This is a genomic window from Mesorhizobium sp. M0659, from assembly GCF_040320605.1.
GTDB lineage: Bacteria > Pseudomonadota > Alphaproteobacteria > Rhizobiales > Rhizobiaceae > Mesorhizobium.
The window spans coordinates 100,280-125,807 of record NZ_JAMYPY010000013.1 but is presented as its reverse complement, the minus strand read 5'-3'; the positions used below and the strand labels follow the sequence as shown (position 1 = coordinate 125,807).

Below are 25,528 nucleotides of genomic sequence, written 5' to 3'. Positions count from 1 at the left end.
TGAGGGGGAGATGTCCGGCAGGACAGAGGGGGGCGTCGTAGAGCGCGGCTGTCACCGGCCAACCCTTATCACCACCACCCTCACACTCCTCCCCAACCCTGCCTTCGCCCACGCCTCCGACCGCGGCCACGTCCTCCTCCTGCCCACCGGCTACTACATCGCCGGCGGCGCGCTCGCCGTCGCCGTCAGCTTCCTCGTCCTCGCCCTGCTGCCACCCGCAACCCTCGACCGCTTCTGGCGCCGCCGCCTGCCGCTCTTCCCATTCGCCGACACCCCTCGCACAATCATCAGCCTCATCTCCTTTGCCGGCTTCGCAACGCTCAACGCCGCCGGCCTGTTCGGCAGCCGCGATCCGCTCTCCAATCCGCTGCCGCTAACCATCTGGACGCTGCTCTGGGTCGGCCTTGCCATCGCGCAAGGCCTGTTCGGCGATCTCTGGTCGTGGCTGAACCCATGGTATGGCCCGTGGCGGATCGTAAGCCGCCTGTTCAAGCTTCGTGGCGGTGAGGGACAGGAATCGCGTTTGCCTTCATGGCTCGGCTGCTGGCCGGCCGTTATCCTGTTCTTCGCCTTCGCCTGGTTCGAGCTGATCGACCCGGCGCCCGACGACCCGGCGCGGCTGGCCTATGCCGCCGGCCTCTACTGGTTGCTTACCTTCATCGCCATGCTCGCCTTCGGCTACCGCGATTGGAGCCGGCGCGGCGAATTCCTGACGGTGTTCTTCGCCATGGTGGCGCGCTTCGCCCTTGTTGAGCGCGATGAACACGGGCGGCTCGCTCTCTGCTGGCCGGGCTCAAAACTGCTCGGCGCGGCACCCCTGCCGGCAAGCGGCATCGCTTTCCTGCTGCTCAGCCTGTCATCGGTGTCCTTCGACGGCCTGTCGAAAACCTTCTTCTGGCTCGGCCTGTTCGGCATCAACCCGCTGGAATATCCCGGCCGCACGGCGCTCATCGGCATAAGCAGCTTTGGCCTCGTGCTGACCTTCGTCCTGCTCGCGGCGGCATTCCTGCTGGCCGTCATACTCGGCCAGCGCCTTGCCGGCAGCCGACATTCCCACGGCGAGGCCGCCGGGCTGCTGGTCTGGTCGATCGTACCGATCGCGCTCGCCTATCATGTCGCGCACTATCTGACGGCGCTGCTGGTCGACGGCCAGTATGCGATTGCCGCTTTGTCCGACCCGTTCGCGCTGGGATGGAACCTGTTCGGCGCCGCCGACATGCAGATCGAGGCCGGCCTCGTCGCCGGGGCCCACTCCGCCTGGTGGCTGTGGAACCTGCAGGCCGGCATCATCATCGCCGGGCACATGCTGGCGGTGCTCGTTGCCCATGGACTGGCCTGGCGACTGCACCAGGCGCCATCGCGCGCCGCCCTCAGCCAGTTGCCGCTCACCATGCTGATGATTGCCTACACGATCTTCGGCCTGTGGTTGCTTGCCACGCCGACGGCCGGATGAGACAAGCTGATCCACATGCCTTTGCGGAAAGCCCGCTTGCAAGCTCTGTGCTTTGGTGATTTAGTTTGTACACATGCAATTTCTGCCCCTCCTGCAAGGGAGTGGCCTTGCCTCGTTACAGACAGTCAAAACTCAAAAACAGGGGAACTGCCGTGACTGACAAGAATGGGTTTTTCGATCTCTCCAAATCCACCCTTAGCCGCCGCACCGCGCTGAAAGGTCTCGCCGCCGGCGCCGGGCTGACGCTCGCGCCCGGCTTCGTCCGCTACAGCCAGGCGCAGAGTTCGGCGCCAATCAAGATCGGCTTCCAGTCGCACCGCACCGGCATCGGCGCCGCCTATGGCCGCTGGTATGAAAAGACCAGTGCCGCCGCGGTCAAGGCGATCAACGACGCCGGCGGCATCAATGGCCGACCTGTCGAACTGGTGATCGAGGATGACGGCACCGATCCCGGCCGTGGCGCCGAGGTGGTCGGCAAGTTCGCCACCCAGCACAAGACCGACATCGTCTTCGGCACGCTGTTCTCGCATGTGGTGATCGGCTCGGCGCCGGCCGCCGGCGAAAACAAGATCCCGTATTTCGTCGTCAGCGAAGGCCACCACGTCGCTTCGACCAAGCTCAACCGCTATGTCTTCCAGCCTGGCATCACCGATGTGAAGAGCCAGATCCAGTCGATGGCGCCATGGATCGCGGCCAATGCCGGCAAGAAGGTGACGCAGATCTTCCCCGATTTCGCCTTCGGCTACGACCATCGCGACTACCTGCCGCCGGCGCTGAAGGCGCAAGGCGCCGAGGTCATCGCCCAGATCGCCATCCCGCCGACAGAGTCATCTTTCACGAAATACTTCCCGCAGATACCCGCCGAGACCGAAGTCATCTACCACGTGATGGTCGGCCCGGCCGTGCTCACCTTCGTCAAGGAACTCGGCGAGTTCTACGGCTCCAACCGGCCGCAGCTGTTCGGCTTCATCGATTCGCTCGAAGCCACCGACATCAACAGCCCCGGCCTCGAATTCCTGGACGGCAGCCATTTCTGGGAAGGTTCGCCGCGCTATGCGCAGGCCAATGACTCGGCCGCCCAGAAAGCCTACCGCGCCGCTGTCGGCATCGACGACAATGGGGCTGCCGTCGGCGACCCCAAGGACGTCTCCACCGCCGCCCACATGTTCGGCTGCTGGGAGACGCTCTATGTCGTCAAGAAGGCGATGGAAGATGCCGGCTACAAGGGCCCGGAAGACCGCGCCAAGCTGGTAGAGGCGACCGAGGCTCTGACCGAATTCGCCGAAGGCCCGGAGCATCCGCAAGGCCCCAAGACCTTCAACGGCAAGATCCACCAGTGTTTTGGCATCCAGAACATCTCCAAGGTCGAAGGCGGCAAGATGAAGGTCGTCCACAAGACCAAGATCGAGGACGGGCTTTACGAGGCCGAAGGGGATTATACGACGCAGGCGCTGTGAGGCGCCTTACCCTCCCCCTTGTGGGGAGGGTCGGCACGCAAGCTTCGCACTTTTGCGAAGCTTGCGAGACGGGGTGGGGGTCGCGACGGCCCGTGCCCAACCCCCACCCGACCGCTGCGCGGTCACCCTCCCCACAAGGGGAGGGTAAGGGCGCCCTGAATGCATTTCGGACCCCACCTCCTCCTCGCCGCCCTCGAAGGCCTTGTCACCTCCGCCGTGTTGGCGCTGACGGCGCTTGGGCTGTCGCTGGTGTTCGGCGTCATGCGCGTCGTCAACGTCGCCCATGGCGAGTTCTTCATGCTGGGCGCGGTGCTGGCCTGGGCGATCTCGACGGCGATACCCGGCCATCCCACGCTCGGCTTCCTGGCGGCGCTGGTGATTGCGCCGCTGATTGTCGGCGCCATTGCGCTGGTAGCCGAGCGGCTTGTGCTGCGCCGGGTCAATTACAATCCGGAAGCCACCATCGTCGCCACGATCGGCATGCTCTACATCATCCAGCAGCTGGCGTTGAGCTTCTATGGCCCGGAAGCGCGCCCGGTGGAGCCGCCCTTCAGCTACCGCATCCTTTTGCCCTGGTTCGGCTATTCCGGCTACAAGCTGTCGATCATTGCCGCTTCGGCCCTTCTGCTCATCGCCACCTGGCTGGTGCTGACGCGCACCAAGATCGGCCTCATCATGCGCGCCACCCAATATGACAGCGAGACGGCGCAGGCCTTCGGCATTCCGGTCGCCCGCGTCTATGCCGGCGTCTTCGCGCTCGGCGCCATGCTGGCGGCCATCGCCGCCGTGCTGATCGTGCCGATCAGTCAGGCGCACTACCTGATGGGGCAGGACCCGCTGCTGTTGTCCTTCATCGTCGTCATCATCGGCGGCCTCGGCTCGCTGCGCGGCACGGTCGTCGCCGCCGTGCTGATCGGGCTGTCCGACGGCATCATCTCGGTGTTCTTCTCGCCGACTTTGGCCAAGATCATCGCCACGCTGCTGGTGGCCATGGTGCTGGTGTTCAGGCCGCAAGGCCTGTTCGGGCAGGCGCCGCGATGAGCGAAGCTTCGCTGGCAAAAGCCTATGCTCTGCACATCGGCGCCATCGCGCTGCTGTTCGCCCTGAGCTTCGTCCTGCCGGATTATCATCACGGCCTCGTCGCCCGCATCATGGTGCTGGCGGTGTTCGCCATGGGCTACAACATGCTGTTCGGCTATGTCGGCCTGCTCAGCCTCGGCCACGCCATGTTCTTCGCCGCCGGGCTCTATGGCGCTGGTCTCGCCGTCATCCATCTCGGCTGGAACGTGCCTTTCGCTTTCCTCGCCGGCATCGCCTGCGGCGCGCTGCTGGCACTGGTGATCGGCCTGCTGGCGCTGCGCACCACCGGCGTCGCCTTCATGATCGTTACCATGATGTTCGCGCAGGTGTTTTACCTCGTCATCCTCTATTTCGCCGCCTGGACCGGCGGCGACCAGGGTCTGGTCGTGCCGCAGCCCGCGCGGGTTCTGGCCTTCGGCGCGACATCGCTCGACCTAACCAACCCGACCGTGCGCTACATGAGCGCGCTGGCGCTGTTCTCGGTCGTGCTGCTGATCACCCTCGCCCTCGTCCGCTCCCGCTATGGCCGCGTGCTGGTCGCGGTGCGCGAGAACGAGGAGCGCACGAAAATGCTGGGCTACGACACCTTCTCCAACAAGCTGATCGCCGTCGTCGTCTCCGGCACCATCTGCGCCGCCTCGGGTGCGGCCTATGCGCTGCTGTTCGGCTATGTCGGCTCGAGCTTTGCCTCGGTGCAGTATTCCATCCTGCCGCTGCTCTGGGTGCTGCTCGGCGGCGCCGCCACGACGCTGGGCGCGCTGCTCGGCACGGTGTTCATGTACTATGTCATCGACACCGCCAGCGGCTACACCTCCGCCTATCTCCTGATCGTCGGTATTGCGCTCATCCTGCTGGTGCTGTTTTTCCCCAAAGGCATTCTGGGCACCATCCGCCAGCGCTGGCTCGGGTGGCTCCCATGATGCCGTTGCTGACTACCAAAGGCCTGGCGCGCAGTTTCGGCGGCCTGCGCGCCGTCGACGGTGTCGATTTTCAGCTGATGCCGGGCGAGATCCGCGCCGTCATCGGCCCCAATGGCGCCGGCAAAACCACCTTCGTCAGCCTGGTCAGCGGCCGCATTCAGCCATCGTCCGGCATGATCGTCTTCGACGGCGCCGACATCACCAGCCAGCCGGCCTATCTCAGGGTGCGCCGGGGCATCGCCTACACCTTCCAGATCACCAGCGTCTTCGCCAACCTCTCTGCCTACGATAATGTCGCGTTGCCGGTGCAGCGCACGCTGACCGATGGCCGCTCGAAAGGTGCGGTGCGCACCGGCGTCATGGCCGCGCTGGAACGCACCGGACTTGCCGGCCGCGCCCATATGCCGGCCGGCCAACTTTCCTACGGCCACCAGCGCCTGCTGGAAGTCGCGATGGGCCTGGCGCTTAAGCCGCGGCTTTTGATCCTCGACGAGCCGACGCAGGGGCTGGCCGACAGCGAGATCGACAATTTCATCGGACTGGTGCGCGAGATTGCCAAGAGCGCCACCGTGCTCCTGATCGAGCACAACATGCCGGTCGTCATGCAGCTGGCCGACCGCATCACGGTCTTCAACGCCGGCAGGATCCTGGCCGAAGGCACGCCCGAACAGGTTCGCGCCAACACACAGGTGCAGGAAGCCTATCTGGGGACGGCGCCATGAGCGAAGCCCCCAAGACTGAGGCCCCCAAGACTGAGGCCCCCAAGACTGAAGCCCACAAGACTGAAGCGCTGACCATCTCCAGGCTCGATTGCTTCTATGGCGAGGTTCAGGTGCTCTACGAGCTTGATCTCGTGCTCAACAAGGGCGAGGTGCTGTGCCTGTTCGGTCGCAACGGCGCCGGCAAGACGACGGCGCTGAAAGCAATCATGGGGCTGGTTCCGTCGAGCGCCGGCTCGATCCGGCTCGCCGGCAAGGAATTGACAGGCCTGCCGGCGCATGAGGTGCCCAAGGCCGGCGTCGCCTATGTACCGCAAGGCAGGCGGCTGTTCGCCGAGATGACGGTGGCGGAAAACATCGAGATCGGTCTGATGGCGCGCGGCAAGGGCAGAGCGACGCGCGAGAGCGTGCTCGATCTCTTCCCGCTGCTGCGCCAGCGGCTGCGCCAGCGCTCCGGCACTTTGTCCGGCGGCGAGCAGCAGATGCTGGCCATGGCCCGTGCGCTTTGCCTTGAGCCGCAGGTGCTGTTGCTAGACGAGCCGACGGAGGGGCTGATGCCGTCGATGATCGCCAAGATCCGCGAGACGGTGGTGAAGCTGCGTGAGCTAGGTGTCTCCACCATTCTGGTCGAACAGCGCGTCGACGCCGTGCTGTCCGTCGCCGACCGCGTCTGCTTCATCGAAAACGGCCGTAACCGCGAGACGGTGGATGTCGAACAGCTTCGCGCCGATCCGTCGGCGGTGCGCCGATATGTAGGCGTCGGCTAAGATTACCCTCCCCCTTGTGGGGAGGGTGGCTGCGAAGCAGCCGGGTGGGGGCGGCACCGACCCCCACCCGGACCTTCGGTCCGACCTCCCCACACGGGGTAGGTAAGGGCCCAGCGCCCTTCGCATCACGCAAAGAACAAAAAACCCGCAATCAGGAAAACCGGGATCAGCACCAGGCCCGACCACGCCATGTAGCCGAAGAAGCCCGGCATCTTCACACCGCGGTGTCGGGCAATGGCGTAGACCATGAAGTTGGGTGCATTGCCGATATAGGTGTTGGCGCCCATGAACACCGCGCCGGCCGAGATCGCGGCCAGCGTCGAGGCCGCCTCCGTCATCAGGTGCCGCGCGTCGCCGCCTGCGAGTTCGAAAAACACCAGATAGGTCGGCGCATTGTCGAGGAAGGACGACAGCCCGCCGGTCAGCCAGAAATAGGCGAGATCATTGGGCTGGCCGGTGGGTGACGTCACCAGCGCCACCAGCGGCGCCAGCGCGCCGTCATGGCCGGCGCGAAGGATGGCAATGACCGGCACGATGCAGATGAAGATGCCGGCAAACAGTTTTGCCACCTCCGCGATCGGGCCCCAGGTGAAGCCGTTGGCCTCGCGATGGCTCTTGAGGGAAACGACAAGCGACAGCCCGGCGAGCGCCAGGATGATGGCATCGCGCACCAGGTTCTGCAGTTCGAGGCCGACGCCGAGGATGGAGAAAGTCACGCCCGGCTTCCAGGCAGCTGAAAGCAGGATCGCGGCAATGACGCCGGCCAGCAACGGCAGATTGGCCAGGCCGCGAAGGCGCACCTTCGTATCCGGAGTCGGATCCTTGATCTTCGGCGCGCCGCCTTCACGGCGATGCAGCATGATGTCGATGGCCAGGAAGACAAGCAGCACCAGGCCGCCGGTAAACAGCGTCTCGAGCCAGAGGTTCGCCGACGTCCAGAAGAAGTCGACGCCGCGCAGGAAGCCGACGAACAATGGCGGGTCGCCCAAGGGCGTCAACGAGCCGCCGATGTTAGACACCAGGAAGATGAAGAAGATGACGACATGGGCGTTGAACTGCCGGTTGTCGTTGGCGCGCAGCATCGGCCGGATCAGGATCATCGAGGCGCCGGTGGTGCCGATCACCGAGGCCAGCATCGCCCCGACGAGCAGCAGCCCGGCATTGACCAGCGGCGTGCCATGGATGTTGCCGGCGACAAGGATGCCGCCCGAAATGGTGTAGAGCGCGAACAGCAGGATAATGAAGGACATGTATTCGGTGAGCAGCGTGTGCAGCACGGCTTCACCGGCTACCGGAACGCCGAATGCAACCATCAGCGGGATGACCGCCAGCGCTCCCCAGCCGGCGGCGATCTTGCCGTAATGATGCTCCCAGACATGGTGGAACAGCAGCGGTCCGGTGGCGATCGAGAGCAGCAGGCCGGCGAAAGGCAGCGCCCACCACAGCGACATGGCAGCATCGGGCAGGCCGCGGGTCTCGGCCGCGAAGGCCATTTGCGGAGACACAGCGGAAGCGAGTACACCTGCCGCGAAAGCCTTCCCCAACTGTGTGCAGCCCCCTAGATGCGTCACGATCCAGTCACTCCGAGATCGGGTCTTCGAGCTTCACCCCGGCATCGCGCATCCTCTTCAGCATCGCCTCGACCGAACCGTTTAGATCGATGCCGCGGCACGCGTCGAGCCGCACCGTCGTCTTGAAGCCTTGCTTGACCGCGTCGAGGGCCGAAAAGGCAACGCAGAAGTCGGTCGCCAGGCCAACCAGGGTCACACTGTCGATGCTGCGCTCCTTGAGGTAGCCGGCGAGCCCCGTCGGCGTCTTGTGGTCGTTCTCGAAGAAGGCGGAGTAGCTGTCGATATCAGGGCGAAATCCCTTGCGGATTACCAGCTCGGCCTTGGTCCAGGCGAGCCCCGAGTGAAAATCCGAGCCGAGGCTGCCCTGGATGCAATGGTCCGGCCACAGCGTCTGCGGCCCATAGGGCATCTCGATCGCGCTAAAGGGCTGCGCCCCCGGATGGCTGGAGGCAAAGCTCGAATGTCCGGCCGGGTGCCAGTCCTGCGTCAGCACGACATGCTCGGCATGCCGAATCAGATCGTTGACCAGCGGCACGATTTCGTCGCCGCCGGCAACCGCCAGTGCGCCGCCGGGGCAGAAGTCGTTTTGCAGGTCGATGACAACAAGCGCTTCGTCGGCCATGGCGCCTCTCCTCTTCTAGTCTCGAACGGGGGATCGAGTGAAATACGCCGCTGATGCGACCGGATGCTGAAACTTGACCGGATGGCCGCCTGCGTCAACCTCTGCAAGCGTAAGAAATGCTTGGCGGCCGGGTTCCCTTAAACTCCGGCTTTGACAATTTCCGCCAGCTTGATATCATTTGCATACGAATGAATTTGGCCTGATCAGACATTGGCGGGGTTCGGGAAGACCCCACCTTTTGAAGGTCCCAATGGGAAGGCCTATTTTTTTGGAAGGCAAAGCGTGATCCGTTACGCGAAACCCGCCACGCTCGACGAGGCGCTCGCTCTGCTGGGCGAGGGCGCCTGGCGCGTGCTTGCCGGCGGCACCGATTTCTATCCGGCGCAGGGCGCCAAACCGTTCCGCGACAATGTTCTCGATATTAACGGCCTGGTCTCGCTGCGCGGCATTGCCGAGACCGAAACCCATTGGGTTTTGGGCGCCCGCACCACCTGGACCGACCTTGTCCGCCATCCATTGCCGGCGGCTTTCGATGCGCTGAAGCAGGCCGCGCGCGAAGTGGGCTCCCTGCAGATCCAGAATGTCGCCTCGATCGCCGGCAATCTCTGCAATGCTTCGCCTGCCGCCGATGGCGTTCCGGGACTGCTGGTGCTGGACGCCGAGGTCGAGCTGCGCTCTGCAGCCGCGACGCGTCATCTGCCGCTGCAGGAGTTCATTCTCGGCAACCGCCGCACCGCTTTGCTGCCGGGCGAACTGGTCACCGCCATCCGCATCACGAAGCGGGCCTCTGCCGGCACGTCGGCCTTCGTCAAGCTCGGTGCGCGGCGCTACCTCGTCATCTCCATCGCCATGGTGGCGGCGCGCCTCGTTGCCGAGAGTGGCATAGTCATGGAAGCCGCTGTCGCGGTCGGGTCCTGCTCGGCCGTCGCCAGGCGGCTCGCCGCTGTCGAAGCCGTGCTGGTGGGCAAGCCTGTCGGCCCGGCACTCGCCGATGCTCTCCTGTCCGCGCCGATGGCCGAGCTCTCGCCGATTGCCGACGTGCGCGGCAGCGCCGAATACCGGCTCGACGCAGCGCGCGAGCTTGTCGCTCGCGCCGTGCTGGGGGCCTGCGGGCTGACGAACGACAACAGCATGGTGGCGGCATGAGCCACTCTGAGATGATTGAAGCCCTGCCCGACCTCGTGCCGGGCCTCGGCATCGAGCGCGCCGAGATCGCCTTCGCCGTCAATGGCGCCGCCGTCTCGGTCAATGTGCCGCCGCTGCGCCGGCTGTCGCAGGTTTTGCGCGACGAATTGCAGCTGACGGGCACCAAGGTTGGCTGCGATGCCGGCGATTGCGGCGCCTGCACAGTGCTGGTCGACGGCGACGCCGTCTGCGCCTGCCTGATGCCGGCGGCCTCCGCAGCCGGGACGTCCGTAACGACCGTCGAAGGCCTCGCCGATCGCCGGCTGTCGGCGCTGCAGGCGTCTTTCCTGGCGCATGGCGCCGCGCAATGCGGCATCTGCACGCCGGCGCTGCTGGTCGCGGCAACGGCGCTGCTGGATGGCACGCCGAATCCGACCGAGACCGAGGTGCAGGATGCGCTGGGCGGCATCCTCTGCCGTTGCACCGGCTACAGAAAGATCATCGCGGCAGTGATGGATGCGGGACGGTTCGAGACGTCGACCGACGGCGCTGCCCCTCATCCGCCTGCCGGCACCCTCACCCCGTATAGTGACGGGGAGAAGGGAAGTGCTCCAGCGCCGACGCTCCCCGCTCCCCGTTCTTCACGGGGAGAGGGTAAGGGTGAGGGGCAGCGCCAACGTCATTCGTTGGAATTCAACTTTGAACGTAGAATGCCAACCACAGGGAATGCTGTAGGCGCCTCCCCGGTCCGGCTCGACGGCGTGCCAAAAGTCACCGGCGCTGAAAAATTCGGCGGCGATTCCTTTCCCGCCGATGCGCTGGCTGTGCTGGTGGTCCGCTCGCCGCATTATCATGCCGGCTTCGCCTTCGGCGACCTGGAGGGCTGGGTGAAGTCGCATCCCGGCACCGTCGGCGTCTTCACCGCCGCCGACATTCCGGGAAAAAACTGTTTCGGCGTCATCGGTCCGTTTGCCGACCAGCCGGCGCTGGCCGAAGGCTTTGCGCGGCTGCGCGGCGAGGCAGTGGCGCTGGTCGCCGGCGAGCGCGAGGCCATGCTCGATCTCGACCTCCAGGATTTCCCGGTCCGCTGGACCGAGCTGCCGCATTTTCTGCAGCCCGGCGACGCGCAGGCAGAAGGGGCGGCGCTCATCCACGCGAACCGCTCGGCCAATTTGTTGACCAAGGGCTTTGTCGAGCGCGGCGACCCCGAGGCGGCGCTTGGCGAGGCTGCTTACACGGTGTCCGGTGCCATCGACACCTCCTATGTCGAGCACGCCTATATCGAGCCGGAAGCCGGCCATGCCTACATGGACGGCGACACGCTGGTCGTCGTCGCCTGCACCCAGGCCCCCTATATGGACCGTGACGAAACGGCAAAGGTGCTCGGTCTTGCCGTCGACAAGGTGCGCATCGTGCCGACCGCGACCGGCGGCGGCTTCGGCTCGAAGCTCGACGTGTCGCTGCAGCCGCTCATCGGCCTTGTGGCACTGAAAACCGGCCGGCCGGCGGCGCTTGCCTACACCCGCACCGAATCGATGATGTCGACCACCAAGCGCCACCCCGCCGAGATGAAGGCGACCATCGGCGTAGATGCCGAGGGCCATGTCACCGGCATGGTCTTCACAGGCGATTTCAACACCGGCGCCTATGCCAGCTGGGGCCCGACCGTCGCCAACCGCGTGCCGGTGCATGCCTCCGGTCCCTATGCGACGCCGAACTACCGCGCCGAAGGCCGCGCCATCCACACCCACGGGCCGATTTCCGGCGCCTTCCGTGGCTTCGGCGTGCCGCAGGCGACGATCATGCAGGAGACGCTCTATGATGAGCTCGCCGGCAAGCTTGGCATGGACCGGCTCGATTTTCGGCTAAAGAACTGCCTTCGGAACGGATCCGAAACGGTTACCGGACAGCGACTGGAGTCGGGCGTCGGCATTTTCGAGTGCCTCGACTCCTTGCGACCGCATTGGGCTCGCGCAAAGGCCGACGCAGATACATTCAACAATGCCAATACGAGCAAAAAGCGCGGCGTCGGCATCGCGTCCTGCTGGTATGGCTGCGGCAACACCTCGCTGCCCAATCCGTCGACCATCCGGGTCGGTATCTCGCCAGAGGGGGAGGTCATCCTGCATCAGGGCGCCGTCGATATCGGCCAGGGCTCCAACACCGTCATTGCCCAGATCTGCGCCGACGCACTTGGCCTGCCGCTGGAAAAATTCAAGCTGAGAAGCGCCGACACCGCGATCAGCCCGGACGCCGGCAAAACATCGGCCTCGCGCCAGACTTTTGTCACCGGCAAGGCGGCCGAAAAAGCCGGCCGCGCCTTGCGCGAAAAGATCCTGCGCTTTGCCAATGTCTCGGAGAACGCGGCCCTGCAATTGGACGGTCCGGTGATCGTCATTCGCGAGGGCGAAGCCACTCGGCGCATCGATCTCCCCGCCCTCGATGTCGATGCGGGCGGTTTCGTCTTCCGCGCCGAGGAGACCTACGATCCGCCGACGCTGCCGCTCGATGCCAAGGGCCAGGGCAAGCCTTACGCCGTCTATGGCTATGGCGCGCAGATCGCCGAACTCGAAGTCGATCTCAAGCTCGGCACGGTGAAGCTCTTGAAAATCACCGCCGCGCACGATGTCGGCAAGGCTATCAACCCGCTGCTGGTCGAAGGCCAGATCGAAGGTGGCATCGCGCAAGGCATCGGCATGGCGCTGATGGAGGAATACATCCCCGGTCGCACCGAGAATTTGCACGACTATCTCATCCCGACCATCGGCGATGTGCCTGAGATCGAGCACATATTGATCGAGGTTCCCGATCCGGAGGGACCGTTCGGCGCCAAGGGCCTGGGCGAGCATGTGCTGATCCCGACCGCACCCGCCATCCTCAACGCCATACGCCACGCCACCGGCGTTCTCATCACCAAGGTTCCGGCGACGCCGACGCGCATCCGCGCCGCCATCCGCGAAAAAGATGGCATCCGCGACAAGGAGGCACGCCGATGAGCGAGCTTGCCGAACGCTTCGAAACCCACGATCCGGGCGAAAAGCTGGTGGCGGAAAAGATCCGCTGCGATGCCTGTCCGGTGATGTGCTACATCGCCGATGGCCGCACCGGCGCCTGCGACCGCTACGGCAATGTCGGTGGCCGCATCGTGCGTATGGACCCGCTGACCATCCTCGACCATGCGGCAGAGAGTGGCGCCGCGGTCGTGCCCTTCACCGCCGAGGGCGAGCAATGGGACGGCGAACTGGTCAACACCGGCCGCCGCTTCGTCACTGCGATCGGCGCCGGCACCACCTATCCCGACTACAAGCCGGCCCCCTTCATCGTCAGCCAGGAGGTCGAGGGCGTCGATCTGGTGACCGTGGTCACCGAAGGCATTTTTTCGTACTGCGGCGTCAAGGTGAAGATCGACACCGACCGCCATCTCGGTCCCGAAACGGCAATCGTGCGCGCGCAAGGCGAGCCGATCGGCCACGTCACGACAGGCGAGTATGGCTCGCAGATGCTGTCGCTGGGCGGCGTGCATCATCTGACCGGCGGCTCCAAGGCCGAAGGCCGGGCAACCTGTGACGCGATGCTCAGTCTGTGCAATCGCAAGCCGGTCGAACTGACCATCGATGGCGGCGCCACCATCATCGTCGAAGCCGGCAAACCACCTGTCATCGACGGCAAGCAGGAACACCGTATGCGGGTCGGCTGCGGCTCGGCCACGATCGGCATGTTCGCCACGCAATGGCGCGGCCTAGTCGACGAGGTGGTGGTGGTCGACGACCATATCACCGGCGTTGTCTCCGAGCATCAGGCCGGCAAGGTGCTGGGCTGGCAGGACACCGGCATCAAGATCATCGGCCGCCGCTCGACGCCGGGCCGCTATTTCAAGGTCTCCGAGCCCGGCCTTGGCTGGGGCGGCACCTCGATTTCCGACCCGCTGTCGATCCTCGGCGGATGGAACGCCAAGAAGGGCGCCCGCCCCGGCCTGTCGCTGCTGATGGTGTCGACCACCGGCGAGCAGTTCGCCTATTACGAACTCGACGACGAGTTGAAGCCGGTTGAAAAACCGTTCCCCGAGCGGCTGCAGAAATCGGTCGGCCTGATCGAGGACAATTGCGAGCCGGCGCTCTGCACCGTGCTGTTCATCGGCGGCGCCGGCGGTTCGCTGCGCGCCGGCGTCACCGAAAACCCGGTCAATCTCACCCGCTCGGTGCAGGGCTTGAAGACCTATGTTACCGTTGGCGGCGCGCCGGTCTATGTCTGGCCGGGCGGCGGCATCACGCTGATGGTCGACGTCATGCGCGTGCCGGAAGGCGCGTTCGGTTATGTCCCGACCCCGGCACTGGTGGCGCCGATCGAATTCACGCTGCGTCGCGACGACTATGTCCGGCTGGGCGGCTACGAGGCCGAGATACGAAGCGTCGAGGATATCGTTGCCAAAGGCGGCGAGTATCTCAACCCGCGTCGCGGCTCAGCCGCCGAGGCTCAAAACCCATGGCCGCCGCTCGCGCAATTGCGCCGCGTCGGCTCGAACGGGGCCACCTGATGCAAGGCCCGCAAGTCCACTGGCTGCAGGACGGTAAGCGGCTGCACCTCAACCACGGGCCGATCGACCTGATCGTCGAAGCCTTTGGTGAGGCGGCTGAGTGTCGTGCCGCCTACGATCAGGCGATCGAGCGCTTCCAGACGATCCTGATCGAGTTGGTCGAGGAGCTTCCCGAATTGCGGCTGCCGGCATTTTTCCTGGCGCCGCGCACCTTCGCCGGCCCGACGGCGCGGCGCATGGAAGCAGCCGTCATGCCCTTGGCGGAATGCTTCATCACGCCGATGGCCGCCGTCGCCGGATCGGTAGCCGACGAAATGCTCTCGGCATTGCTTGCCGGTCGCAGACTCGACCGGGCCTATGTCAACAATGGCGGCGACAGCGCCCTCCATATCGGCAAGGGCCAGTCGATGAACCTGGCGATCGCCGGCACCGGCAACGGCATGGCCGACCGCCTCACCATTCGCTCGGCGGACGGCGTGCGCGGCGTCGCCACCAGCGGCTGGCGCGGCCGTTCGTTCTCGCTTGGCATTGCCGACGCCGTCACCGTGCTGGCGCACACCGGCGCCGAGGCCGATGCGGCCGCGACACTCATTGCCAACGCCGTCGACCTGCCCGGCAATCCCGCCATCAAGCGCATTCCCGCGCAGGACTTGGTGCCCGACAGCGATCTCGGCGCGCGGCTGGTGACACAAGCCGTCGGCATGCTCGCGCGTGGCGATGTGGAGCGGGCGCTGGACAATGGCCTTGCCGTCGCCGAAGATTTTCGCCGGCGCGGCCTGATTGCCGCATCGGCGCTGTTTCTAGGTGGGGAAGCCCGCATCAGTGGTTCCATGGCGCTTGCCGCGCCCAACAAAAATCCAGGGAAGGAAGTTGCCCATGCCTGAGTTTCCGATCCGCAAGATTGCGGTTCTGACCGAAGAGATTTTTCACGATGGCGGCCCGGTCGCAGCTGCGCCGCGCCGCCGCGCGGCGGCCGTGGCGCTGGTGAAGAACCCGTTCGCCGGCCGCTACGTCGAAGAACTGCAGAGCGCCATGGACGATCTGAAGCCGCTTGGCCTGCTGCTCACCGACAAGCTCATTGCCGCATTGGGCGGCGACATCAAGCAGATCGACGCCTACGGCAAGGGCACCATTGTCGGCTCGTCGGGGGAGCTGGAGCACGGCGCGCTGTGGCATGTGCCCGGCGGTTACGCCATGCGCGAGCGGCTGGGCGACGCCAAGGCGATCGTGCCGTCGGCAACCAAGGTCGGCGCCTTCGGCTCGCGGCTCGACGTGCCGCTCGGCCACACCAACGCCGCCTATGTGCGTAGCCATTTCGACGCCATGGAGGTCGGTCTCAGCGACGGGCCGCGCGCCGACGAAATCCTGTTCTGCCTCGCCATGAGCTGCGGCCCCCGCGTGCACGACCGCATGGGCGGCCTGGCGGTCGGCGACATCAAGGCCTGGGACGGCTTGCGATGAGCGGCGGGGACAATCTTCTCAAGCTCGTCGAGGCCGAAGAGCCCGACGAACATGACTACCGCCTGCAGGAGCAGGTCGGCTTCATCCTGCGCAAGGCGCATCAGCGCCATGTCTCGATCTTTGCCGCCCAGATCAGCGACCTGACGCCGCCGCAATTCGCTGCACTTGCCAAGCTGCACGATGTCGGCGAGACCTCGCAGAACCAGTTGGGCACGCTGATCGCCATGGATGCGGCGACGGTCAAGGGCGTCATCGACCGGCTGAAGGCGCGTGGCCTGGTCGATCTGACCAAACACGAGGTCGACAAGAGGCGGCTGCTGGTCAACCTCACGCCAGAGGGACGCGAGGCGATCGAACGGCTGATCCCGTTGGCCCGCGCCATCACCCAGGAGACACTGGCGCCGCTGACGGTCAAGGAAGCGGCCACGTTTATGCGGCTGCTAGCGAAGTTAGCCTGATTTAGGCCCGCAGCCGAGCGCCTTCAGGATCGAAGAATGGCATCGGCGCCACCACCGCGCGGGTCGGCTTGCCGTCAATGTCGATGCTGAGTTCGGTCCCGATGGCGGTGAACGGCAGCCGCAAATGCGCCGTCGCCAGAACTTTGCCTAAGGAATAGCCGTGATCGCTGTAGGTGACGACGCCGGCATCCTCGCCGTCGGCGAAAACCCTGGCATCCGTCGCGGCCGGCTTGTCACCGTCGAGAATCAGCCCGGTCCAGCGTTCGTCGAGCCCCTTGTCGCGAATTTTGAGCAATGCCTCGCGGCCGATGAACTCGCCCTTGTCGAACTTGATCCAGCGATCGAGCCCGACATGGAAGGGCGTACGGCTCTCGTCCATGTCGATGCCATGCGCCGGATAGGCCTTTTCCAGCCCGAGCGTGAACATGGCCAGCACGCCGTATGGCTTCAAGCCGAAATCGCCGCCGGTCCGCACCAGCGCGTCCCAGACGGAAGTCGCCTCGTCCGCCGGCACGAACAGTTCGAAGCCGAGCTCGCCGGTCACCCCGGTGCGTGAGATCAGGACTTTGGTCTCGCCGACGCGCCCTGAAGTGAACGCCCAGCGTTTCAACTCATCGAGATCGGCATCCGAAACCAGTGCTTTCAGCAGCTCGCGGGAGCGCGGCCCCTGTATGGTCGGGAAGGCGACGGCCGCGGTGATGTCGGTGACATAGGCCTTTCGCGCTTCAGCATGATGCTGCAGCCAGGGCAGCATCTTCAGCCGGTTGACCGAGCCGGTCACCAGCATGAAATGCTCAGGCGCCAGCCGGAACACGGTGAGGTCGTCCATGATGCCGCCATCGTCGCGGCAGACGGTGGAATAGCGCACCTGGCCGGGGCTCATCGCGGCCGCATCGTTGACGATAACGTGGTTGACCAGCGCCTCCGCTTCCGGCCCCTTGATGTCCATCTTGCCCATGGTGCTGAGATCCTGCACGCCGACATTCTTGCGCGTGTTCAGATGCTCGTCGGCGATGCCGGAATAAGTTTTGGCCGAGACGAAGTCGCCGCCGACCCGGCCCATCGTGGCGCCGAGGCCAACGATGCTGGTGTAGAAAGGGGAGCGCCGCTCAACCAAGAAACTTCTCCGTCATCTCATGAAAACGGCAGCGCCGGGTGGCGCTGCCGAGGTCGGGTTGGCTGAGGGATTAACCCCCGTAGACGTCGAAGGCGAAGTACTTGTCGTTGATTTCCTTGTACTTGCCGTTGGCGCGCAGCGCCTCGATTGCGGCATTGAACTTGTCGGCAAGTTCCTTGTTGCCCTTTTGCAGGGCGATGCCGACGCCGGGGCCGTGAATGGCCGGATCGGCGGTCAGCGTGCCGAGCAATTTGCAGCAGGCGCCATCGGGCTTCTTCAGCCATTCGGTCAGGATGATCGAGCCGTCCATCATCGCGTCGAGCCGGCCATTGGCCATGTCGGTGCGGGCGTCGTCGCCCGTCGGATAGGCTTTCACGGTCGAGCCGGAGTATTTCTGCTCGGCGAAATTCTGGTGGATGGTTGCGCTCTGCACGCCCAGCACCTTGCCCTTCAGATCGTCCGGCGATGTGCCGGCGATGGTCGAATCCTTCGGCACGGCGATGGCCGGCGGCGTCTGGTAATATTTGTGGGTGAACTCGACCTTCTCGGCCCGTTCCGGCGTGATGGTGATGTTGATGATGGCGTCGAACTTGCCGGCCTGCAGCGCCGGAATGGAACCATCGAAATCCTGTACGGAGAATTCGCACTCGGCCTTCATCTCGGCACACAGCGCCTTGCCGAGGTCGATGTCGAAGCCGCCCAGCGTGCCGTCCGAGTTGGCATAGTTGAAAGGCGGATAGGCGCCCTCGGTCCCGATCCTGAGTTTCTCGGCGGAGGCAGCACCGGTCCCAAGCAGCAGGGCGGCGGAAGCGGCAAGCACGAAACGACCGAAAAGACGCATGTTCCTGATCTCCGTTGACTAAGCAATTCCAGGGAAGGTGTTGGCGGTTTCCCGTCCGGAATTGCGCGAAAACAAGGATAGAAGTCTATGGTCTTTTGCAGGCCCCACGGAGACGGAAACGACATGCTCTGCGGCGATCACGGCGCGGCAAGCCGTCCTTCCCCAGGAATCTTACTGTGATCTAAATTACAGACCGATCATGGACATGGGCGCATGTTCAGCTGGAAGTAGACGGTCGTGGGAGGGACCTGGGGATGGACCAGCAGGAATTCGTGCAGGAAGCCGCGCAGCGGCGCATAGACGACGACATCGCCAAGCGCATCAAGGTTCACCAGGCCAACATCGAGCGGCTCGAAACCGCAAGGGAAAGCGCCGGCAATCTCGAGGCGGCCGTCGCCAACCGGCCGCTGGTGATGCTGGCGCAGGGCGATTCCTGGTTCGACTATCCGCTCACCGGCAACGGCTTTCCGTTCGTCGACACCGACGTGATCGCGCAGCTGCGCCGCATCGGCTCGATGCCGCCGACCATCCTCAACCTTGCCCATCATGGCGATGCGGCGACCGACGAGATGTCGCTGCCCAAGCAGCAGCGCATGATCGCCGCCCTGCGCAACAAGGCCAACTGGCTGGACGGCAAGCCCGATGCCATCCTGTTCTCTGCCGGTGGCAACGACATTGCCGGCGACCAGTTCTGCATCTTCCTTGACTTCAATGACGGCCACGCCCCCGGGCTGAACAAGAACCGCTTCACCAAGGCGCTCGGCATGGTCGAGGCCTGCTATCTCGATTTGTTCGCGCTGCGCGACCGCGTCGCGCCAGGCGTGCCGATCTTTGGCCATTGCTATGATTTTCCGATCCCGAACGGAGCGCATCCGTCCTGTGTCGGCCCGTGGCTGAAACCGTCGCTCGATTTCTGCAACTGGACGGTCGGCAAGGGCACGGTCATCGTTCACGACGCGCTGGCGGCGTTCCGCGATGTGGTGAAGCGCCTGGCCGACGATCCCAACAACAATTTCCATCTGGTCGACACGCAGGGAACGTTGAAGGTGGCCGACTGGGCCAACGAACTGCATCCCGATCCCGCCGGCTTCAAGAAGATCGCGCAAAAATTCGCCGATGCGCTGAAGGCCAAGCTGCAGACCTGACGCGGCTCGGGCCTGTCGGCTGTCAGGTTCCGAACAGCTCTTTGGCTTGTTCAACGGTGTAGTAACCAAGCCTGATGTCTTCGGCGACCAGTTTCGGGTCGCGCTCACGCGGATCACCATAGCCGCCGCCCCCGGGCGTGCCGACCCTCACGCGGTCGCCGGCCTTGAGCGCGATGTCCTGTTCCTTGGACAGATGCGGCGGCACATGTGCCTCGCCGTCGCGGAACACGGTCACCGTGTTCACCGCGCCGTCCTTGCCGCCGAGCGCGCCTTGCGGGCCGAAACGGCCATGGTCCATGACGAAGGACGCGCGCGCCTCTCCTCGCAATATCTCGACCTCATAGGCGAGGCCAAAACCGCCGCGCTGCTTGCCGGCGCCGCCGGAGCCTTCGCGCAAGGCATAGTGGCGGTAGAGAACCGGAAAGGCCTGCTCCATGATCTCGACCGGCGGCGATTTCGAAATGCCGATGGTCGAGCAGCCATTGGTCAGGCCGTCATGGCCGGAATTGCCGCCATAGCCGCCGCCGGAGATCTGATACATCACATAGTCGCGGCCGCGGGCCGGATCGTTGCCGCCGAGCGCGAAATTGCCGCTGGAGCCGGCGGGCGCGGCCGTCACCTTTTCCGGCAGCGCCTGCACCATCGCCGCGAACACCGCCTCGGCGATGCGCTGCGAGACTTCAGCCGCGCAGCCCGAGACCGGCCGCGGGTATTTGGCGTCGAGGAACGTGCCTTCCGGCCGCTTGACGATCAGCGGCTCGAAAGCGCCGGCGCTGATCGGCACATCAGGGAAAATATGGCGCATGGCGAGATAGACCGACGACAAGGTCGTCGCCAGCACGCTGTTCATGGGCCCCGCGCATGGTTTTGACGAGCCGGTAAAGTCGAAGGTCAGCGTGTCGCCCTGCTTGTCGACGGCGAGCGCGATGGTCAGCGGCTCGTTGACCACGCCGTCCGAGTCGACAAAGGCCTTCGAACTGTATGTGCCATCGGGAATGGCGGAGATGTTGGCGCGCATCTGCTCGGCGGCGCGGCGACGCAGTTCGGCGATCGCCTCGACAACAGTTTCGTCGCCGTAACGATCGAGGATTCCATTGAGCCTGTCCTGGCCGATCAGCAATGCGGCGGCCTGCGCCCTTATATCGCCGATGCGCTGGTCGGCGACGCGGATGTTGGAGCAGATGATGGCGTAGATTTCCGTGTCCAACACGCCCTTCTTGAACAGCTTGACCGGCGGCAGCCGCAGGCCTTCCTGCTCGACGGCTGTGGCGGAAGCGGAGAAGCCGCCCGGCACCGAGCCACCGATATCGGGCCAGTGGCCGGTATTCGATAGCCAGCAAAATATCTTGCCGTCGCGATAGACCGGCATGGCGAAGCGCACGTCCATCAGATGCGTGCCGCCGAGATAGGGATCGTTGACGATGTAGATGTCGCCGGGTTCCGGGGGCAGGCAGCGGCCGTCGGCGATCATCTCGATCACCGTTTTGGTCGAATACTGCATGACGCCGACGAACACCGGCAGGCCCTGGCTGCCTTGTGCGATCAGCGAGCCGTCGACGGCCGAGTAGATGCCGTCGGAGCGGTCATTGGCTTCGGCGATGACCGGCGAGAAGGCCGCGCGGGAGAAAGTGAGATCCATCTCGTCGCAGACCTGCTGCAAGGCTGCCTGCAGGACCGAAAGCGTGATGGCGTCGAGCTTTTGCATCTCAGGCCTCGCCGATATCGATGATGATGTTGCCGTCGGCGTCCGATCTTGCGCGGTCGCCGGGTTCGAGCACTGTGGTCGCATCCATCTGTTCGAGGATCGCCGGCCCTTCGATGACGCCATCGGGCGGCAACTTTTCGCGTGCGTATATCGGCGTATCGTGCCAGCGTCCTGCGTACCAGACAGGCCTTGTTTCGCGCAGCGCCTCGTCTAGCGTCTTTGTACGTCCGGCCGGGTCGATCAGCCGTGACAGGTCGATCGCCGGCCGCACGCCCGTCACCGACGTGTTGAGGTTGACCAGATTGGCGCGGATCTCCGGCAACTCGACCTTGAAGCGGGCGAAATAGGCTTTTTCGAACAGCACCTGCAACTCCTGCCTTGTCACCGATGAAGACGGCAACGGCACGTTGATGATGTGGGTCTGGCCGACAAACTGCATGTCGGCGGAGTGCGTAACGCGGATCGTTTCCGGCTTCACCGCTTCCTTGCCGATCAGTTCCTCGCCTTCCCCGCGGTGACGTTCCAGCACCTCGCGAAGCCGGGCTTCATCAAGCACGGCGACCGGCTGGTTGATGGTGTTGACGAAGTCATGGCGCAGATCGGCCACGACGCAGCCGAGCGCGTTGGTGATGCCCGGACGGGCCGGCACCAGCACGCGGGGCAGGCCGAGTTCGCGCGCCAGCGCGGTTGCATGCAGCGGCCCGGCGCCGCCGAAGGCGAACAGTGCGAAATCACGCGGATCATGGCCGCGCGACACCGAGACCATGCGGATGGCGCCGGCCATCTTCATGTTGCCCAGGCGCAGCACCGCGCCCGCCGCTTCGACGCCGGAGAGGCCGGTGGCCTTGCCTATTCTGTCTTCGAAGATGCCGGTGACGCGCTCGACGGTGACCGGATTTTCGACCGCCAGCAGCTTTTTCGGCGCCAGTCGCCCGAGCACCAGATTGGCGTCGGTGATGGTCGGCTCCAGGCCGCCGCGGCCGTAGCAGATCGGGCCGGGATTGGCGCCGGCACTTTCCGGGCCGATCTGGATCAGGCCGGCCGCATCGACGCGGGCGATGGAGCCGCCGCCGGCGCCGACCGTATGCACCGCCACCATCGGCACATGGATCGGCATCGCATATTCGATCTCGATCTCGTTGGAGACGGCGGGCTCCGCATTGCGGATCAGCGCCACGTCGGTCGAGGTGCCGCCCATGTCGTAGGTGACGAGGTTTTCAAAGCCGGCGCGCTTGCCCGTGTAGGCCGCGGCAATGACGCCCGAGGCTGGTCCGGACATCACGGTCTTGGCCGATTCCCTGGTGACGAAACGGGCCGAGATCATGCCGCCATTGCCGTTCATGATCAGGAAGTCGCGGGCATAGCCCTTGGCGGCCAATTCCTTGCGCAGCCGCTCGACATAGCGCTCGAGGATCGGCTGCACCGAGGCGTTGACCGCGGCGGTCACGCCGCGCTCGAATTCGCGGGCTTCCGACAGCAGCGCATGGCCAGTCGTGATGTAGCCGTTCGGCCAAAGCTCGGCAGCGATTTCGGCGGCGCGCCGCTCATGCCCAGGGTTGGCGTAGGAATGCAGGAAATGGATGACCAGGGACTCGCAGCCGAGGTCGACCAGTGCCTTGACTGCCGCGCGCATCTCGGCCTCGTCGAGCGGCGTGCGCACCGCGCCCGACGCCTCGACGCGCTCCGACACTTCGAGCCGGAGATCGCGCGGGATGATCGGAACGAAGCTTCCGGTCATGCCGTAGGGCTGCGGCCGTGTGCGGCGGCCAAGCTCGATCACGTCGCGAAAACCGCGCGTGGTGATCATGCCGGTTTTCGCCAGCCTGCGTTCCAGCACCGCATTGGTGGTGGTGGTCGTGCCATGCACGATGAGGTCGATGCCGTCTATGGCAAAGCCTGTGGCGCCCAGCGCTGAAACCACGCCGAACGCCTGATTGTCGACCGTCGTCGGCGTCTTGGCGATATGCACCTTTCCGCCATCTTTGCCGTCGATCAAAATGAGGTCGGTGAAGGTTCCGCCGACATCGATGCCGGCAACGACGTCGCCCGCGGAATCCGGCTGCTTCACCGAAAAATTCTCTTTCATTGTCGAAACCCGAAATGCCAGGACTATGAATATGCCGCAGTTTGGAAAGCTGTTTTAGCGTGGTATCTTGACACAAATATCGTTTGTATACTAATAAATTTGGGACACAAGAGCTCACTGCTTTGGAGTGTGTGAACGGCACGCCGGGACCTGAAGGGTCTGGGCGCGCAGGAAACGGTTTGGCGCCCGCGTAGTGGCTTGGGCAAGACAGAGTTGGATTGATGAACACCACATCCGCACTCAACACCGCCGGCGCCCGTCCGCTGCAGTTCCCGATTCCGGCCAACGTCTATGCCGAAACCGTCGTCTCGGTGAAGCATTACACCGACCGCCTGTTCTCGTTCCGCATCACCCGTCCGCAGTCGCTGCGCTTCCGCTCCGGCGAGTTCGTCATGATCGGGCTGCCCAATGCCGAAAAGCCGGTGTACCGCGCCTACTCGGTGGCAAGCCCGGCCTGGGACGAAGAGCTGGAATTCTTCTCGATCAAGGTGCCGGACGGCCCGCTGACCTCCGAACTGCAGAAGATCCAGGTCGGCGACACCGTCATCATGCGCCAGAAGTCGACCGGCACGCTGGTTGTCGACGCGCTGACCCCGGCAAAGCGCCTGTTCATGATCTCGACCGGCACCGGAATTGCGCCCTTCGCCAGCCTTCTGCGCGACCCCGATACCTACGAAAAGTTCGATCAGGTCATCCTGACCCACACCTGCCGCGACAATGCCGAACTGACCTATGGCCAGGAGCTGGTGGCGGCGCTCGAGAACGATCCGCTGATCGGCGAACTGACCGGCGGCCGCGTCACCCTCTACAATTCGACGACCCGCGAAGAATCGGCGCGCATGGGCCGCATCACCGCGCTGATCGGCTCCGGCAAATTCTACGCCGACCTCGGCATCGAGAAGCTCAATCCGGAGACCGACCGCATCATGATCTGCGGCTCGATGCACATGCTGAAGGACGTCAAGGAAATGGCCGAAAGCCTTGGCTTCCATGAGGGCTCGCTCAGCCATCCCTCGACCTTCGTCGTCGAGCGCGCTTTCGTCGGCTGACATCAGCCGGCGCCTCGGCGCCTGCTTCTCGATTGGAATTTTGACCATGCGGTCAAAATTCAGCTGCTTTCGCCGCCTTTTTCCGCTATGACCGCTTGAAGGACTCGTGAAGCGATGCTTCACGGGCTATCGTCGGTGTGCGTCGCCTAAAGCCGCCGTGCGGTCCGGGAGCAACGACACGCACCACGACGTAAAATCGTCGAGCGAAAGGGCAGGAGATGAGCAGCACAATCCGCGAAGCCGATCTCGGCGGGTCCAAGGTCACGCCGCTGCCGGCGCGTGCCGCAGCCAACACGCCCGTTCCGCAATCGCATGGCATCGCCCGCAACACCGGCATGCGGCTCGATCTCGGCTTCATGGAATCGGTGCGCTCGGTCAATCGCTCGGCGCTGGAGCGCCGCGTCGCCAGCCTGACCAAAAGGCGCTCGATCAAGGCTGACAACCAGGCCGCCTGGCTGCTGCGCGCGGTCTCCTGCATGGATTTGACGACTCTGAATTCCAACGACACCGAAGAGCGGGTGCGCCGCCTATGCGCCAAGGCGATCAACCCGTTCCGTCGCGACATCGTCGAGGGGCTTGGCATCGAGGGCGAGAAAATCCGCCCGGCAGCGGTCTGCGTCTATCATCCCTTCGTCGCGACGGCTGTTGATGCCGTGCGCGGCACCGGCATCCATGTCGCCGCCGTCTCCACCGCCTTCCCGCACGGCCTCGCGCCGCTGTCGACCCGCCTGCAGGAGATCGAGGCATCGGTGCGCGACGGCGCGGACGAGATCGACGTCGTCATCCCGCGCGGCCTGGTCTTCGGCGCCAAGTGGCAGGAGCTCTACAACGAGATCGTCTCGATGCGCGAAGCCTGCGGCGATGCGCATCTCAAGGTCATTCTCGGCACCGGCGACCTCGCCACGCTGCGCAATGTCATGCTGGCCTCGATGGTGGCGATGATGGCCGGCGCCGATTTCATCAAGACCTCGACCGGCAAGGAAAGCGTCAACGCCACGCTGCCCGTCGGCCTTGCCATGGTGCGCGCCATCCGAGCCTATTTCGAGGAGACCGGCTTTCTCATCGGCTTCAAGCCGGCCGGCGGCATCTCTACAGCCAAGGCTTCGCTCGACTGGCTGGTGCTGATGAAGGAGGAACTCGGCCGGCCATGGCTGGAGCCAGACCTGTTCCGCTTCGGCGCCTCGAGCCTGCTGACCGATATCGAGCGCCAGCTCGAGCACCATCTGACCGGGCATTATTCGGCCAATCACCGCCACGCAATGGCGTGAGGCGGATGAAGGCCTTGAACGTCGTGTTCCTTCGCGCCTCCCTCTGTCCTGCCGGACATCTCCCCCACTTGGGGGGAGATTGGCTAACGTCGGCGATTTCGCCAATTGTCGACGTTTCAGAGCCGACAGGCGCGAAGGCTAATCTCCCTC

21 protein-coding genes are annotated in these 25,528 nt (G+C 64.6%); 15 read left to right on the top strand and 6 right to left on the bottom strand.

All coding sequences use genetic code 11. The annotated features are described in order from the left end of the window. Nucleotides 1–10: 10 nt before the first annotated feature. The 6 genes from NKI31_RS20855 (at nt 11) to NKI31_RS20830 (ending at nt 6,396) form a co-directional block, all read left to right on the top strand. Nucleotides 11–1,453: a hypothetical protein gene (locus tag NKI31_RS20855; protein WP_352652463.1), complete on the top strand. Its 1,443-nt coding sequence runs from the start codon at nt 11–13 to the stop codon at nt 1,451–1,453. Between the two features lie 152 nt (nt 1,454–1,605). Next, nucleotides 1,606–2,910 (top strand): ABC transporter substrate-binding protein, encoded by a 1,305-nt coding sequence (locus NKI31_RS20850; protein ID WP_023671283.1) that lies wholly within the window; start codon nt 1,606–1,608, stop codon nt 2,908–2,910. A gap of 159 nt (nt 2,911–3,069) precedes the next feature. Then, nucleotides 3,070–3,951 (top strand): branched-chain amino acid ABC transporter permease, encoded by an 882-nt coding sequence (locus NKI31_RS20845; protein WP_023745846.1) that lies wholly within the window; start codon nt 3,070–3,072, stop codon nt 3,949–3,951. Beyond that, the gene (locus NKI31_RS20840) at nt 3,948–4,910 is read left to right on the top strand and encodes a branched-chain amino acid ABC transporter permease (RefSeq protein ID WP_352652461.1); all 963 of its coding nucleotides are present in this window, start codon (nt 3,948–3,950) and stop codon (nt 4,908–4,910) included. The genes NKI31_RS20845 and NKI31_RS20840 overlap by 4 nt, the downstream gene beginning before the upstream one ends. After that, a complete protein-coding gene (locus tag NKI31_RS20835; RefSeq protein WP_023693111.1) occupies nt 4,907–5,632 on the top strand; it encodes an ABC transporter ATP-binding protein in 726 nt (241 codons plus the stop codon). The genes NKI31_RS20840 and NKI31_RS20835 overlap by 4 nt, the downstream gene beginning before the upstream one ends. Further along, nucleotides 5,629–6,396 (top strand): ABC transporter ATP-binding protein, encoded by a 768-nt coding sequence (locus NKI31_RS20830; protein WP_352652460.1) that lies wholly within the window; start codon nt 5,629–5,631, stop codon nt 6,394–6,396. The genes NKI31_RS20835 and NKI31_RS20830 overlap by 4 nt, the downstream gene beginning before the upstream one ends. A gap of 125 nt (nt 6,397–6,521) precedes the next feature. Here NKI31_RS20830 and NKI31_RS20825 read toward each other — a convergent pair whose 3' ends face one another. Beyond that, complete coding sequence (locus NKI31_RS20825; protein WP_050587082.1) at nt 6,522–7,889, bottom strand: sodium:proton antiporter; 1,368 nt, start codon at nt 7,887–7,889, stop codon at nt 6,522–6,524. An 85-nt stretch (nt 7,890–7,974) separates the two neighbouring features. After that, complete coding sequence (gene pncA, locus NKI31_RS20820; RefSeq protein WP_023683560.1) at nt 7,975–8,589, bottom strand: bifunctional nicotinamidase/pyrazinamidase; 615 nt, start codon at nt 8,587–8,589, stop codon at nt 7,975–7,977. Nucleotides 8,590–8,871: 282 nt separating this feature from the next. Between pncA and NKI31_RS20815 the strand changes: the two genes are divergently transcribed. Genes NKI31_RS20815 through NKI31_RS20790 form a run of 6 tightly spaced genes read left to right on the top strand, consistent with a single transcriptional unit; the run spans nt 8,872 to nt 16,167 of the window. Beyond that, a complete protein-coding gene (locus tag NKI31_RS20815; RefSeq protein WP_023745842.1) occupies nt 8,872–9,735 on the top strand; it encodes an FAD binding domain-containing protein in 864 nt (287 codons plus the stop codon). 11 nt (nt 9,736–9,746) lie between these two features. Continuing rightward, the gene (locus NKI31_RS20810) at nt 9,747–12,710 is read left to right on the top strand and encodes a molybdopterin-dependent oxidoreductase (RefSeq protein WP_352652459.1); all 2,964 of its coding nucleotides are present in this window, start codon (nt 9,747–9,749) and stop codon (nt 12,708–12,710) included. Further along, nucleotides 12,707–14,248 carry a hypothetical protein gene (locus NKI31_RS20805; RefSeq protein WP_023703689.1) on the top strand — a complete coding sequence of 514 codons (1,542 nt, stop codon included), beginning with the start codon at nt 12,707–12,709 and terminating at the stop codon, nt 14,246–14,248. The genes NKI31_RS20810 and NKI31_RS20805 overlap by 4 nt, the downstream gene beginning before the upstream one ends. Next, complete coding sequence (locus NKI31_RS20800; RefSeq protein WP_023815982.1) at nt 14,248–15,132, top strand: UPF0280 family protein; 885 nt, start codon at nt 14,248–14,250, stop codon at nt 15,130–15,132. The genes NKI31_RS20805 and NKI31_RS20800 overlap by 1 nt, the downstream gene beginning before the upstream one ends. Next, the gene (locus tag NKI31_RS20795; RefSeq protein ID WP_023806235.1) at nt 15,125–15,709 is read left to right on the top strand and encodes an amino acid synthesis family protein; all 585 of its coding nucleotides are present in this window, start codon (nt 15,125–15,127) and stop codon (nt 15,707–15,709) included. The genes NKI31_RS20800 and NKI31_RS20795 overlap by 8 nt, the downstream gene beginning before the upstream one ends. Beyond that, nucleotides 15,706–16,167 (top strand): MarR family winged helix-turn-helix transcriptional regulator, encoded by a 462-nt coding sequence (locus NKI31_RS20790; RefSeq protein WP_023736893.1) that lies wholly within the window; start codon nt 15,706–15,708, stop codon nt 16,165–16,167. Before NKI31_RS20795 ends, NKI31_RS20790 begins: the two co-directional genes overlap by 4 nt. Before the next feature lies 1 nt (nt 16,168). Here the strand turns inward: NKI31_RS20790 and NKI31_RS20785 are convergent, their stop codons facing one another. Both NKI31_RS20785 and NKI31_RS20780 read right to left on the bottom strand, forming a co-directional pair. After that, nucleotides 16,169–17,284 (bottom strand): aminomethyl transferase family protein, encoded by a 1,116-nt coding sequence (locus tag NKI31_RS20785; RefSeq protein ID WP_023736892.1) that lies wholly within the window; start codon nt 17,282–17,284, stop codon nt 16,169–16,171. Nucleotides 17,285–17,354: 70 nt separating this feature from the next. Then, nucleotides 17,355–18,125, bottom strand: coding sequence for an ABC transporter substrate-binding protein (locus NKI31_RS20780; RefSeq protein WP_023671296.1), 771 nt, complete (start codon nt 18,123–18,125; stop codon nt 17,355–17,357). 254 nt (nt 18,126–18,379) lie between these two features. On the opposite strand from NKI31_RS20780, the gene NKI31_RS20775 reads away from it, so the two are divergent. Further along, nucleotides 18,380–19,270, top strand: coding sequence for an SGNH/GDSL hydrolase family protein (locus NKI31_RS20775; protein ID WP_023703684.1), 891 nt, complete (start codon nt 18,380–18,382; stop codon nt 19,268–19,270). Between the two features lie 22 nt (nt 19,271–19,292). Here NKI31_RS20775 and NKI31_RS20770 read toward each other — a convergent pair whose 3' ends face one another. Both NKI31_RS20770 and NKI31_RS20765 read right to left on the bottom strand, forming a co-directional pair. Continuing rightward, nucleotides 19,293–20,975: a hydantoinase B/oxoprolinase family protein gene (locus NKI31_RS20770; protein WP_352652458.1), complete on the bottom strand. Its 1,683-nt coding sequence runs from the start codon at nt 20,973–20,975 to the stop codon at nt 19,293–19,295. A 1-nt stretch (nt 20,976) separates the two neighbouring features. Next, complete coding sequence (locus NKI31_RS20765; protein WP_352652457.1) at nt 20,977–23,061, bottom strand: hydantoinase/oxoprolinase family protein; 2,085 nt, start codon at nt 23,059–23,061, stop codon at nt 20,977–20,979. A 221-nt stretch (nt 23,062–23,282) separates the two neighbouring features. Here NKI31_RS20765 and NKI31_RS20760 point away from each other — a divergent pair, with 221 nt between their 5' ends. Together NKI31_RS20760 and deoC are read left to right on the top strand one after the other, a co-directional pair. After that, complete coding sequence (locus NKI31_RS20760) at nt 23,283–24,110, top strand: ferredoxin--NADP reductase (protein ID WP_023683551.1); 828 nt, start codon at nt 23,283–23,285, stop codon at nt 24,108–24,110. Between the two features lie 218 nt (nt 24,111–24,328). Further along, on the top strand, nt 24,329–25,378 hold the full coding sequence (gene deoC / locus NKI31_RS20755; RefSeq protein WP_023689207.1) for a deoxyribose-phosphate aldolase: 1,050 nt from the start codon (nt 24,329–24,331) through the stop codon (nt 25,376–25,378). The last annotated feature ends 150 nt before the right edge of the window (nt 25,379–25,528 follow it).